Consider the following 13,435-nt stretch of genomic DNA (forward strand, 5'->3'; position numbering starts at 1 on the left):
TTCGCCGCTAGGCTATTGCTAGCCTCGCTCGACATGCATGTATTAGGCACACAGCCAGCGTTCATCCTGAGCCAGGATCAAACTCTTAATATTTGATTTTGGTTAGTTATTTTATTATTGTTTTTTTTTAAATTGACGTTATGGTATTCGTATCCAGTTTTCAAAGAACTATCTGTACTTTTTCTAAATTGTACATTTAGTATTATACATATTTTATTTTTTAGTTTGTAATTTTTCAAAAATTTATAATTTGGCTTGATTTATGCATAAAAATATCACGCTGTTCTGATTAAAAAGCATAAAAAGAAAACTTATTTGTTAATATTTTTTGATTTGAAATAAAATACTTAAATTTAGTAACAAAAAGCAAAGCTCGCTTTTTGGCAAAACTTCGCTTGTATGTATCATTAATATTATTATTTATTAACCACAAATTTCTAAATCTTCGTATGAAAATTCAGTCGGAACTTTTCTTCCAAATTGCTCGATATTAACAAACGCTTTTTGTGTTTGGTCGTTATTTTTGATAATATCACCAATTTCTCCGCTGAAAACACCATTAATTACTCTAACAAGAGTTCCTTCTTTAAACGCGGTTTCAATATCACCAGATTCAAATTTCTTTGTTAGATTTTCTTCAACTTGAATCATCGTTTTGAATTTTCGATCACTTATTGGTGTTGGTTTTGCACCCTTTCCACTAGATCCGATCAATCCTGTTACATATTGAGTATTACGAACTAAGTATCAAGAATCATCAGTCATTACCATATTAATAAAAATATAACCTTTATAAATATTTATATAACGTGTGACATATTCTTCCCCACGAGTCTTTTTTTCTAATTCTTTATTTGATAAATGCGGTTGTTTAAAAATTCTAATTTCGCGGAAAAATTCTGTTTGCCCCTGAGCTTCAATTTTATTTTTTAATGAATCTATAACAATATCTTCTTTACCAGATACTGTTGAAACCATGTATCATTTAAAATCTTTTTCATTAACTTCCATTTTGATTCTCCTTATATTTTAATTCCAAGCGCATTTCACATGCCGGTAAATCCTAAAGTAACTAAAAAACAAAATACACCCATAACGATTAAAAACGAAATTGTAATACCAAATCATTTTCAGGATTTAGAAGATTTAGGTCAAATAATGCGCTTAATTTCTTTAATAAAATTTTTAAAGGTCGATGGTTTCGGTTCGCGGCCTTTCGCAGTTAAACGGTGTTGCTTTTTTGCTTGTCTCTCTTCACGCTTAATATTTTTTTTATTTTCTAAATCTTCATTCATTATTTTTCCTCTTTATGTAGTGTTTGTATATTGCAATGTTTACAAAATTTTTTGATTTCTAATCTGGCATCATTACTTTTATTTATTGAGTAATTTTTTGCCAGACATTCTTGACATGCAAGGGTTATTTTTTTTGTTTTTTTCATAGTATAATATTATATTAAAATTTTACAAGGTTTTGAAGTTATTAATTTTGCTATGTCAAATTTTTTTGAACAAAACACTTATTGTAAATATAATATAATAATTATAATATGGACGTTAGATTAAAAATTTTAATCATAGCTATTTCTTTTGTGGCTTTTTTTTATTTAATAACAGTTATTTTATATTTGATTTCAAAATATCCACAACAATATATAAAAAAACTAGAAAAATCATTAAATATAATTGAAAAAAAATGAACTAAAATTTTTGAAGAGAATTTGCAGTTTCATGAATTTTCTACACAAAACAAAGAATTTAATCTACTTGAAAAAAAAATATCCGAAGCTACTATTAATTTTGAAAATAATAAAATTGAACTTAATAATTTATATAAAAGTGTAGTAAACGATATTTCAAGATACTTTAAAAATAATGAAGGAACAATTTTTAAATTAATTAAAAAAGTAAAAGTAGCAAATAAAAAAAGTAATTTTATTATTTCAAAACTTAATGCTAATTTTAAACATATTGAGTCGCTTTCAGGTTCGATTAGTAGTGATATCACAAACGCAATGCTAATATTAAATAATTATTCAAATCTACATAAGGAAATTGATCATTATTTAAATACTGTGGTTTCAGGTGATTTCAAAATTTGCTTTAACACTGAAATTATTAAATTAAACACAAAAATTCAAGAGTTAAAGATGAAATTAAATGGACAAAATTTTTCAAAACCAAATTTCAAGGAGCATTTAAACAAATTGCATGATTATTTAAAAAATTATGGGACGCTAATAATAATGGGAAATAAATATTTTTCGTTATTAGATGAAATATTAGAATATGCGCAGATGATCAAAAATCAAAATGTGAATATATTAGAAAGTAATGAACTTAGTGAAATTAATACAAATCTAGATAGAGAAAATCTAATAACTACAATTCAAACAATCAAAAAATATATGTTAAGTACAGACATCAATGATTGAAAAAATATTATTGAACCAAAAATAATGGCGTTTAAGTATGATGTCAATAAATATACACATATTTTTATATATAAAAAACAAATTTTAGATATTTTTAACACTATAAAAACTCGTTTGATTATATATATTGAAAAAATAAAAAAAATAAATATTGAAATACTAAAAAGTTATCGTTTTTTGGAAGTAAAAGATGTCAAAAAAAATATGGACAATATTGATAAATTAGAATGTGTTATTTCAGATTTTTTGAAACAGGACAATTTCAATTACAAAAATAATCAGATTTTTGAATCCTTGCGAATAATATTAAAAAAATTGCAAGATATTATTCAAAGCGAAAATTTAATAATTGAAGATTTAAAAAATCAAAATTTGAAACTAAAAAATAAAGCCATTTTTAAGTCATTAATTAACACCTATAAAGAGATGTTTGTATGAGCACAAGCAATCGAAATTGGATTTTCAGAAAAGGATTTAGATACAATTAAAAAAATAGAAATTTTAATAAATAAAGACGAAATCGAAGATTACCAATTAGAGAAATTAAAATTATATGAATTAATATTAAATTTTTCGCTCCAAAATAAGATATTTAAAAAAACTAGCCTTTATAATATACTATGAAATTTAGGTCACAAGGTTTCTTCAAATGAAGAATTAAAAAATTTATATAAAAAAATTAGTCAACATTTCGAAAATAGCGAATACGACGTGGCAATTAATCAAATTCAAATGTACCTAGATGATTATAATTAATAAGGAATAATATGTATAACAAAATATTAATTAGATATGGAGAGTTAACTCTAAAAGGCGATAATAAAAAAGACTTTATAAATCAATTAAAACGAAATATACTTCAGTATGTGCCAAAATCAGAACTAAAAATGGAATATGACCGTGCGTTTACATTGTATTCTGAAAACAATTTAAAAGCCTTAAAATATATTTTTGGAATTTCATCATATTCACCAGTATATGAAATGGAAAATAATCTTAAAGATATTGAAGAAATTATTAAAAAAATAATCGATGAAAATAGTTTTAAAACATTTGCAATTGATTCAAGACGTCATAATAAAAATTTTCCTCTAACGTCAGCCGAATTAAATGCTTATTTTGGCGGTGTGGTTTTAAAAAATAAAACTGATAATATTTCAGTATCTTTAAAAAATCCAGATTTAAAAATATATATTGAAATTCGTGATAAAAAAACATATGTATTTACCGAATATATTTCGGGAATTGGTGGAATGCCTGTTAGTTCTTCAGGAAAAGTTTTACATTTGATCAGCGGTGGAATTGATTCACCCGTAGCAGGTTATTTACTACAAAAAAGAGGATTAAAAGTTACATTTTTAAACTTTATTACCCCGCCTCACACTGATAAAAAAACAACTGATAAAATTGATCAAATAATTCAAATATTATCTAAATATCAAGGTGATGCCGAATTAATTCAAATTAACTACACAAAATTAATGAATTATATTGGTTTAGTGTCTAACCAAAAATATAAAATTACGCTTATGCGTCGAAGCTTTTATCGTATTGCTAATAAACTTGCTAAGAAATTGAACATAAAGGCGATATCTAATGGTGAAAGCTTAGCGCAAGTTGCTTCTCAAACTCTTGAATCAATTTATACTATCTCGCAAGTGTGCGATATTCCAATTTTTAGACCTCTACTTTCATTTGATAAAAATGAAACTATTAAAATTGCTACAAAAATTGAAACAATACAAATTTCGATTCAAAAAGCTTGCGAAACTTGTGAACTATTTGCGCCTAAAAATCCAATTACAAAACCTACACGCGATGAAGTTTTGATTTTAGAAAAAGAATTGGCAATGTTAGATAGTTTAGAAAATGAAGCGATAGAAAGTTCAGAAATAAAACATTATAAAAAATAATAAAAACAGTAATTAAAAGTAGCAACGGACTTTAAATATTATTCCGCTGCTTTTTGTATTATTTTTTATCAGTTGGTTTATTAATTTCTTTAGCGTCTTTTAATTGTGGAAATAAAAGTACATCGCGAATTGAATCATTTTGAGTTAATAACATAACCAAACGATCAATTCCTATACCGCAGCCACCAGTAGGGGGCATACCATATTCAAGCGCATTAACAAAATCTCAATCAATTTCATTGGCTTCTTCGTTTCCGCTTTCGCGTTCATCAAGTTGGGCTTCAAAACGTTCCAACTGATCAATAGGATCGGTTAATTCAGTGAACATATTTGCAAATTCTTTAGTACCGATAAATAATTCGGCACGTTGCGTAAATCTGCCATCGCCCTGTTCCTTAAATGCTAATGGAGAAATTTCAATTGGATGTCCATACACGAATGTTGGTTGAACAAGTGTTTCTTCAATGTATTTTTCAAATAATTCGTTAATTACGTGACCTAATTTAAAATATTTTTCGCATTTAATGCCATGTTTTTTAGCCAACTCTATTGCATCATTATCATTTAGATTTCTAACATTAATACCGATTTTTTCAGAAATTGCATCAACCATATTAATTTTGGCAAATGGATATTTAAATTCAATATCCATACCGTTAAATTTAACTTTATCAATTCCTAACTTTTTAGTTAAATGTTTGAAAACGCCCTCGGTTCTTTCCATCATTCCCCACATATCTGAATAAGCTTCATAGAATTCTATTGAAGTGAATTCAGGATTATGTGTGGTATCAACACCTTCATTTCTAAAGATACGGCCAATTTCGTAAACTCTTTCGAATCCGCCAACGATACATTTTTTTAATGGTAATTCTGTGGCTATACGCAAATAGAAATCGCGATTTAGAGCATTATAATAAGTGATAAAAGGTTTTGCGGCTGCTCCACCCAAAATTGGATGTAAAACAGGAGTATCAACTTCCATATAATCCAAATTATCAAAATATTCTCTAACACCTTTAATGATTTGTGTTCTTAAAATAAATGTTTTACGGGATTCTTCATTAACAATTGTGTCAACATAGCGATGACGACGTCTTTCTTCTGGGTCAACAAGACCGTGATATTTATCTGGCAAGGGTTTTAATGATTTGGTTAATAGTGTTATTGATTCACATTTAATCATTAATGCTTCAGTGTGCGTTTTCGAGATCATCCCCTTAACACTCACTATATCGCCCAAGTCAAGTTGTTTTAATATTTCCAATGATTGAGCATCCAAAACTTTTTTATCAATATAAATTTGCATTGTTGCATAGCGGTCTTGTATAACAATAAATGGCCCACGTTGAGCAATTACACGACCATTTAAAATTTCAATTCTATTTTGCGCTTCAATATTTTCGCGATTCAAATTGTTAAATTCTTCAATTATTTTTTTTGATGAAGTTGTTGGTTTAATTGTTGCATTAAATGCTCTAATTTGATTTGACTCTAGTGTGTCAATTTTGTTTCTTCTAATTTGTTCTTGTTCGCTAAATTTTCTTTCCATTTTTTTGCCTCTTATTTATAAAATAACATTATAAGATAAAAAATAAATTAATTTTGCGTTTTTATCAGATTGCGATTAGTTAGATAAACACTTTACTATTTGCTAATCGCAAAAAATATTAATTATGATTTTATCGTTTTTTATCTATTAATTTATATTTGAAATCTAAAATTTTTGCAAATAACAAACTCTTTTTCTAAAACCATAATTTATTTTTTTATAATTAATAAAATAAAACGGTCGCATAGCTCAGTGGAAGAGCACAAGCCTCCTAAGCTTGGTGCGCAGGTTCAACTCCTGCTGCGATCGCCATTTTTTATTTTATTTTTTGATATTAATTAAATTTAAATTAGATTCTAAATCGTTAAATTTAAAATTTACTTCAATTTTTTCTTTTTTTAATAAATGTAAATAACAACCAAAGGTAGAAATTAAATCAATTGTCATACCAATGCAAAACATTAATGCAATCCCACTTAAGGTTGGTTCTCAAACTCCAATTTTTCATAAAATAAACATAATTACATAATATATTTCATTGATAAAAATAAAGCTGGGATTAGTAATGTAATAGATAAAATTAAAAACAATCTTCAATTAAATATTTTAATTATTCAATAATTGATTTCATAATATTGAATTATATTATTTTAATTTATTCAAATCTAATTATGACTTATTTTAAGCAAAAATTAATTAAAAAATCAATAGCACAAACTATTGATTAATGTGACTATACATTATTTTGCATTTCGCATCGAACGCATAACCTGCTTTATTTGCGCTTCTGAGGCTTTGCGTCCCATTTGTTGAAACATTACACGAATCATTTTTTCCGTAATAGGAGGATTTTCTTTTAATTGTTTTTCAAATTTCTTTTTAACTATTATTGTTGCAACAATTCCACCGCCTATTGCGGTAATAATTGGTAATATAACTAATAATGCTATTGCTCAACCTGGCATATTATTTTCCTTTTCATACTGTTTTCTTCAAAATTAAATATACGATTATTGGTAAAACTAAAATAATTAAAACACTTAAGAAAAATATTTTGGCATAAAATCTATGAGTAGCGGATCTTTTTTCAGCTAGTTCACTATAATTCATAACTTCTGTTCCAAAAAAAGATTGAATATCAACCATTCGTTTTTTTCTTAATATTGTATTTACAATGAATAAAACCAATACAACAATCATTATACCACAAAGCGCATACAACACAATATTTGCGCCGTTTTCGCCGGGAAAAGCATTATGGATTCACGCTTTAAAATTTAATTTACCTCAAACCTTATCTTTTAATCCTCACAATGTAAGTGCAAATAAACCTACATAAAATATAACTGCAATAACTGCTCAAGTTCTTCTAGCTTGTTTAACAATTAACTTGCGATATAAAAGAGCAATAAAGGGCGGTGTTGTACTAGTGCCTGATCTTATACTTTCTCGATATGCAATTACACTCTTTTTAATTCCCAAATACTCAATTGTCTCAATAATTAAATTAACTAATGTTAAAGTAGCTAGCAAAATCGGAACAATGTATCAACCTCAAGGAAGTTTAAAATTTGCAACTTTATTAAAATTAAATGATTGCGGAACGCATGCAAATAAAATAATACATATTATCGACATAGCTGTGATAATTGCATCAAATATAATAACTGCACGTTTTATATTTTTTTCATATTTAAAAACCTTATATATTCCATTAGGAATAATTCCATCTGGATCAAGAGTTTTAACTTTTTTATTTATTGTTGAAGTCGCAATTGTTTCTGCCTGCATATGACTTGAAATAGTCGCAGTTTGAACATTATTAATTTCTTCTTGTCCAGAAAAAATTGGTCTAATTTTCATATTGCTTCCTTTCTATTTAAAATTTACTCACCTTGTTGATTGTTTGTTTTAAGTATTGCTAAAAAAGCTTCTTGTGGAACTTCAACTGTTCCGATTTGCTTCATTCGCTTTTTACCAGCTTTTTGTTTTTTAAGCAATTTTTGGCGCCTTGTAACGTCACCACCATATAACTTAGCTGTTACATCTTTTCTATAAGCTTTTATTGTTTCTCTTGCAATAATTTTAGCACCAATTGCGGCTTGAACAGGAATTTCAAAGTTTTGACGTGGCACAACTTCCTTTAATCTTTCGGTTAATTCGCGGCTTTTTATATACGCAAAATCACGATGAACTATCATTGCTAACGCGTCAATTTTTTCGCCATTTAACATAATATCAACCTTTACCAAATCACTTTCGCGTAAGCCAATATAATCATAGTCAAAAGAGGCATATCCTTTTGAATAACTTTTCATTAAGTCAAAAAAATCAAAAATAGTTTCGTTTAGTGGCAATTCATAAATTAATTTTCTTCTTGTTGAATCAAGGTATTCTATTTCGACATACTTGCCACGTTTTCTTTGACAAAGTTCCATAATTGGGCCAAGATATTCTTCTGAAAGCATAATATTTGCTCTTATATAAGGTTCTTCAATCATTTTTATTAAACTACGATCTGGAAATAATGAAGGGTTAGTAATGTATTGAATATCGCCGTTTGTCAAAGTGATAACAAACTCAACAGATGGTGCCGTTGCAATAATATCTAAATTAAATTCACGTTCAAGTCGTTCTTGTAAAACGTCCATATGTAAAAGCCCTAAAAATCCAATTCTAAATCCGAACCCCAATGCTTTAGAGGTCTCAGGTTCTCAAACGATTGAAGAATCGGATAAACTAATTTTCTCTAGTGCATCTTTTAAATCATTATAATCACGCGTATCAACGGGATAAAAGCCTGTGTAAACAACTGGTTTTAATTTTTTATAACCAGGTAAAGGAAAGGAAACGGGATTTTCGCATTTAGTAACTGTATCACCAACAGCAACGTCTTTAACATCTCTAATTGAAGCAGCTATTCAGCCAACTTCACCAGCGCTTAATTTATCTTTCTTTATTTCATTAGGATTTTTTACGCCTAATTCTGTAACTAAATATTTCTTTTTTGTTTGCATGAAGTAAATTTCATCACCAACTTTAACTTCGCCATTAAATATTCTTGTATAAATAACTACGCCACGATAGTTATCAAAATAACTATCAAAAATTAATGCTTCCAATGGTTTTTGAGTATTTGCTTCTTTAGGTGCTGGAATTTTTTCAATTATAGATTCAATAACTTGATCAATATTTAAACCAGTTTTAGCTGATATCAAAATCGCGTTTGAGGCATCAATGCCAATAATGTCTTCAATTTCTTTTTTTACTCTTTCTGAATCGGCACTAATTAAATCTATTTTATTTATTATTGGGACTATTTCAAGATTATTTTCAATTGCTAAATAAACATTAGCTAATGTCTGTGCCTGTATTCCCTGAGTGGCATCAACAAGCAATAAGGCCCCTTCACATGCTGCAAGGCTACGACTTACTTCATATGTGAAATCAACGTGACCTGGAGTGTCAATCAAGTGAAACAAATAATCTTTATATTTAATTTGAATGGCATTTAATTTAATAGTAATACCTCTCTCTTGTTCCAAATCCATTGAATCAAGAATTTGAGGCTTTGAATCACGTGCTGATATAGTGTTTGTAAATTCCAAAATACGGTCAGCTAACGTGCTTTTACCGTGGTCTATATGTGCGATTATTGCAAAATTTCTTATCTTTTCTCGTTCCATAATTAATAAATATATTTTAAAGTATTTTTGATTTTGTCTTTATAATAAAAAATAATTTACAAAGCATTAACTAAAATTAAAAACACAAAACACATTTTTGCATCTTGTGTCTTGGTTAAAATAAGTAATGTTTTAATTTTTGGCTATGCATCCTCATCAAATGAAGAATGATACATTTTTTCATAAAAACCGTGTTTTGCTAATAGTTGTTTATGAGTTCCACTTTCAATAATTTTACCCTCATTTATAACTAAGATTTTGTTTGCGTTTACTATTGTGGAAAGCCTATGAGCAATAACAAATGAAGTTTTACCTTTCATCAATTCAGCCATAGCATTTTGAATTTTCTTTTCCGTTCTAGTATCAATATTAGAAGTAGCTTCATCTAATATTAAAATACTTTTATTAGCAATTATTGCACGTGTAATTGCAAGTAGTTGTCTTTCACCTTGCGAAAAGTTTGCGCCACCTTCCTCAATAATAGTTTCATAACCTAATTTGAGTTGTTTAATAAAATCATCTGCTTTTGATATTCTTGCAGCATTTTTAATTTCTTCGTCACTAGCGTTTTTATTAGCATAACGTAAATTTTCAATGATTGTGGTTTTAAATAAAAATGTATCCTGTAAGACAATTGATATTTGGCTTCTTCAACTATGTTCATTTATACTGGTTGATTTATGGTTATCAATTTTAATTTCTCCTAAATTAGGGCAATAGAATTTACTTAGAAGATTAATAATTGTGGTTTTACCAGCGCCGGTAGGTCCTACTATAGCAATCGTTTGACCTTTTTTAGCCTTAAAAGTCGCGTTGCTTAATTGTAATTTTTTAGAATTTTTATCATATGAAAATGAAACATTTTCAAATGACACATCACCCTTTATTTCGTCTAAATTATCCAATTTGGTTTCATCAACTTCTGGTTTTAAACTAATCAAATTAATAACACGTGAGGCAGAAACTGAAGCAATTTGGATTGTTGCTGTATTTTCAAAAACACGCGCCATTTCATTTGACATTCTTCTAATGTACATAATAAACGAAATTATTAGTCCGGGTGTAAATTCACTATTTGAGCCTGTCCCAATGCCTTTTAAACTAAAGATAGCTGCTATTCCAACAAGAATTAGTTGCAACAAATTAGATGCAACATTTACATATGGATATATTACATTTGAATATATTCCTGCCTTAAATGAAGCTTTATATAAGCGATTATTTTGTACATCAAATTTATCATTAATCACTGAGTTTTGATTATATGATTTAATCAAATGATGCGCTGCTAGATGTTCTTCAACAAAGCCGTTTAGTTTAGCGACTCTACTTTGAATTTTTTGATATTGCGGAACCGCTCGTTTCATTAGTCAAATTGCGATGAACATAAAAATTGGAAATAATATTAATACTATTAGCGTCAAATAAATTGATTTATAAGCCATAAAAATTAGTGATGTTGCCATCAAAAATATAGTGTTTATGATTTCATTCAACGAACCACAAATACCGTTAGTAATATTCTCAATATCGTTTGAAAATATTGACATCAATTCGCCAGTGTTTACTCTATCAAAAAATGATATTGGCATTTTCATGACTGATTTATACGCTTCATTTCGTAGTATTTTAGCAGTATACATACCCGCTTTTACTGAAAGTCAATTTGTTCAATAAACAAATGCTTGATTTATAAAATATAGCAAGGCAAGAATACCAACTGCGGCTAAAAAAACCATTCCGTTATATTGTGAATGAATAAAATCCCATGATAAATATTTATCGGTTATATATCCAAAGCCAAAAACTCCTAATGTTGAAGTTAATGTTGAAAGAAATGTAATAATAACTATTGAGGCAAAAATTCCTTTACGATAATTTAGATACTTTATTAATTTTTTAAAACTTTCATTTTTGATTTTTCTAACTTTGGCAAAATGTGCCCTTTTTTCTAACTTAGACATTTCTGAAAGTTTTTTTTCGGCTTTTAAAGGATCAAGATTAATCATTTTCACCTCCTTGTGAAAGAGCAATTTCTCTATATATATCGTTTGTTTTCATTAATTCACTGTGGCTTCCACTACCAATGATTTGTCCGTGATTTAAAACAATTATTTTATCGGCATCTATAATTGATGAAATTTTTTGCGAAATGATTAATGTAGAAATTTTGTTTTGAGAAAATTCACGACGAATATTTTCTCTAACCTTTTTCTCTGTGTTAGCGTCTAAAGCTGAAGTTGAATCATCTAAAATTAGTATTTTTGGCTTTCTTATTAGTCCTTGCGCGATTGATAGACGTTGCTTTTGCCCACCAGATAAGTTTGTGCCTTTTTTGTTGACTTCATGTTCAAACTTATCATTAAAACGATTAATATATTCAAATGCACATGCATTTTTGGCGGCTCAAATCATATCATCGTCATTTGCATTTGGATTTGCTAATAGAAAATTAGATTTTATTGTTCCGCTTAAAAGTGAAGGTACTTGATACACGTGTGAAATTGATTCTCTTAATGATATTGTGTCAATTTCTGTTATTTCATGGCCATCGATTTTTATATTACCATATTTGATTTTAAAGTCCAAGTTTAATAATTTGGCAATTGTACTCTTGCCTGAACCAGTAGGGCCTATTATTCCTAATATTTCACCAGGTTTTATTTTAAACGATATGTTTTCCAACACATTATTTTCTGATGAATCATAGTATCTAAAAGAAACGTGATCAAATTCAATTAATCCATTTGTAATTTTCTTATTAGATTCTACAAATTTGATGTCAGGCACTTTATTTAATATTTCTAAAACTCTTTTAGCGGAAACTTTTGCACGAAAAATGTTAAAAATCGTAAACGAAAGCATCACGACGCCAATTGTAATGAAAATCACATAGTTTGTAAAAGTTGTTACATTGGTTATTACTTTTGTAAATTCAGCTTGCGTCGTTATGTTTCTAGATGTTATACCTGCAATATAGATAATAAAAACTAAAGTTAGATTTGAAAAAATACTAATAAAATTGAATGTTAAATTAAAAGAAAACCATGATTTAAAAGCTGCTTTTCGTCAATTTTCGTTTGCCTGGTCGAATTTCTCTAATTGAGATTGTTCTAAATTATATGATTTAATAACCCTAATGCCTAATATGTTTTCTTGTGATTCATTATTAATTTTATCGTGCATTTTTTGTTCTTTTTTAAATATTGGGCCAATTATCGAACCAGAGATTATCATAGTAATCGCTAAAACAGGTGCCATAACCGCAAGAATAATTGACAAATTTAAATTAGTTAAAAACGCAAAAACTAAACCGAAAATTAAATACGAAGGCCCAATAATTAACATACGTAATAATGAAACTAAACCAAATTGAATTCTAGAAATATCAATTGTGAATCTTGTTAATATTTTGGCGTGTGTAAATGCCTCAATATCTTTTTGTGATAACTCACCAATGTGAGCTCATAATTTAGACCTAATTTGTTTAGAACCAGAATTAGAAATATATGACGCCAAAATTGAAGCGCCAATACTACTAACTGCGCCAAATAACAAAACAAATACAAAATATATGGCCATATTTTTAATGGCGATTTCGCGCGTTGCATAAGAAAATGGAATTCTTAAAATTTCGAAATTTTGTGGCCCATTTGGTAGTTTGCTTTGTGCAACTAAGCCAACAATTTGACCGACTAAAATTGGAATTAATAAAAATGAAATAACTTGTAAACTAGTCAGGAAAATAGTAACAAACGAAAGTCATTTGTAGCGCTTATCAAGATATTTATATAGCCGTAACATATTTCTCCCTCCTTTTATTTTGCTATATAAGAAAAAAGAAAGCTTG

The 13,435-nt window shown here is 28.0% G+C and carries 12 protein-coding genes, 1 tRNA gene and 1 rRNA gene; 3 read left to right on the forward strand and 11 right to left on the reverse strand.

What is annotated here, in order from left to right:
* The 4 genes from FJM08_RS00005 to rpmG all read right to left on the reverse strand — a co-directional run.
* Positions 1 to 93, reverse strand: a 16S ribosomal RNA gene (locus FJM08_RS00005); the annotation flags it as partial.
* A gap of 330 nt (positions 94 to 423) precedes the next feature.
* Entirely contained in the window at positions 424 to 1,011 is a 588-nt protein-coding gene (gene nusG, locus FJM08_RS06980; RefSeq protein ID WP_140031174.1) for a transcription termination/antitermination protein NusG, read from the reverse strand.
* Between the two features lie 11 nt (positions 1,012 to 1,022).
* Positions 1,023 to 1,295 carry a preprotein translocase subunit SecE gene (gene secE, locus FJM08_RS06985; RefSeq protein ID WP_140031175.1) on the reverse strand — a complete coding sequence of 91 codons (273 nt, stop codon included), beginning with the start codon at positions 1,293 to 1,295 and terminating at the stop codon, positions 1,023 to 1,025.
* The gene (rpmG, locus tag FJM08_RS00020; RefSeq protein ID WP_140031176.1) at positions 1,295 to 1,441 is read right to left on the reverse strand and encodes a 50S ribosomal protein L33; all 147 of its coding nucleotides are present in this window, start codon (positions 1,439 to 1,441) and stop codon (positions 1,295 to 1,297) included. The genes secE and rpmG overlap by 1 nt, the downstream gene beginning before the upstream one ends.
* A 108-nt stretch (positions 1,442 to 1,549) precedes the next feature.
* On the opposite strand from rpmG, the gene FJM08_RS06990 reads away from it, so the two are divergent.
* Both FJM08_RS06990 and thiI read left to right on the forward strand, forming a co-directional pair.
* Positions 1,550 to 3,190 carry a hypothetical protein gene (locus tag FJM08_RS06990; protein WP_140031177.1) on the forward strand — a complete coding sequence of 547 codons (1,641 nt, stop codon included), beginning with the start codon at positions 1,550 to 1,552 and terminating at the stop codon, positions 3,188 to 3,190.
* An 11-nt stretch (positions 3,191 to 3,201) separates the two neighbouring features.
* The gene (gene thiI, locus FJM08_RS00030) at positions 3,202 to 4,347 is read left to right on the forward strand and encodes a tRNA uracil 4-sulfurtransferase ThiI (protein ID WP_140031178.1); all 1,146 of its coding nucleotides are present in this window, start codon (positions 3,202 to 3,204) and stop codon (positions 4,345 to 4,347) included.
* A 58-nt stretch (positions 4,348 to 4,405) separates the two neighbouring features.
* On the opposite strand, the gene lysS is transcribed toward thiI, so the two are convergent.
* On the reverse strand, positions 4,406 to 5,899 hold the full coding sequence (lysS, locus tag FJM08_RS00035) for a lysine--tRNA ligase (RefSeq protein WP_140031179.1): 1,494 nt from the start codon (positions 5,897 to 5,899) through the stop codon (positions 4,406 to 4,408).
* 238 nt (positions 5,900 to 6,137) lie between these two features.
* Here lysS and FJM08_RS00040 point away from each other — a divergent pair.
* A tRNA-Arg gene (locus FJM08_RS00040) sits at positions 6,138 to 6,211 on the forward strand.
* 9 nt (positions 6,212 to 6,220) lie between these two features.
* Here FJM08_RS00040 and FJM08_RS00045 read toward each other — a convergent pair.
* From FJM08_RS00045 to FJM08_RS07005, 6 genes are all read right to left on the reverse strand, one after another.
* Positions 6,221 to 6,418, reverse strand: coding sequence for a hypothetical protein (locus FJM08_RS00045; RefSeq protein WP_140031180.1), 198 nt, complete (start codon positions 6,416 to 6,418; stop codon positions 6,221 to 6,223).
* Between the two features lie 221 nt (positions 6,419 to 6,639).
* Positions 6,640 to 6,864 (reverse strand): YneF family protein, encoded by a 225-nt coding sequence (locus FJM08_RS00050; RefSeq protein WP_140031181.1) that lies wholly within the window; start codon positions 6,862 to 6,864, stop codon positions 6,640 to 6,642.
* A gap of 1 nt (position 6,865) precedes the next feature.
* The gene (locus tag FJM08_RS06995; RefSeq protein WP_140031182.1) at positions 6,866 to 7,762 is read right to left on the reverse strand and encodes an MSC_0882 family membrane protein; all 897 of its coding nucleotides are present in this window, start codon (positions 7,760 to 7,762) and stop codon (positions 6,866 to 6,868) included.
* A 23-nt stretch (positions 7,763 to 7,785) separates the two neighbouring features.
* The gene (gene lepA / locus FJM08_RS00060; RefSeq protein WP_140031183.1) at positions 7,786 to 9,585 is read right to left on the reverse strand and encodes a translation elongation factor 4; all 1,800 of its coding nucleotides are present in this window, start codon (positions 9,583 to 9,585) and stop codon (positions 7,786 to 7,788) included.
* A gap of 143 nt (positions 9,586 to 9,728) precedes the next feature.
* A complete protein-coding gene (locus FJM08_RS07000) occupies positions 9,729 to 11,594 on the reverse strand; it encodes an ABC transporter ATP-binding protein (RefSeq protein ID WP_140031184.1) in 1,866 nt (621 codons plus the stop codon).
* Entirely contained in the window at positions 11,587 to 13,389 is a 1,803-nt protein-coding gene (locus tag FJM08_RS07005; RefSeq protein ID WP_140031185.1) for an ABC transporter ATP-binding protein, read from the reverse strand. The genes FJM08_RS07000 and FJM08_RS07005 overlap by 8 nt, the downstream gene beginning before the upstream one ends.
* Positions 13,390 to 13,435: the final 46 nt, after the last annotated feature.

The organism is Metamycoplasma equirhinis (assembly GCF_006385185.1).
Taxonomy (GTDB): domain Bacteria; phylum Bacillota_I; class Bacilli_A; order Mycoplasmatales; family Metamycoplasmataceae; genus Metamycoplasma; species Metamycoplasma equirhinis.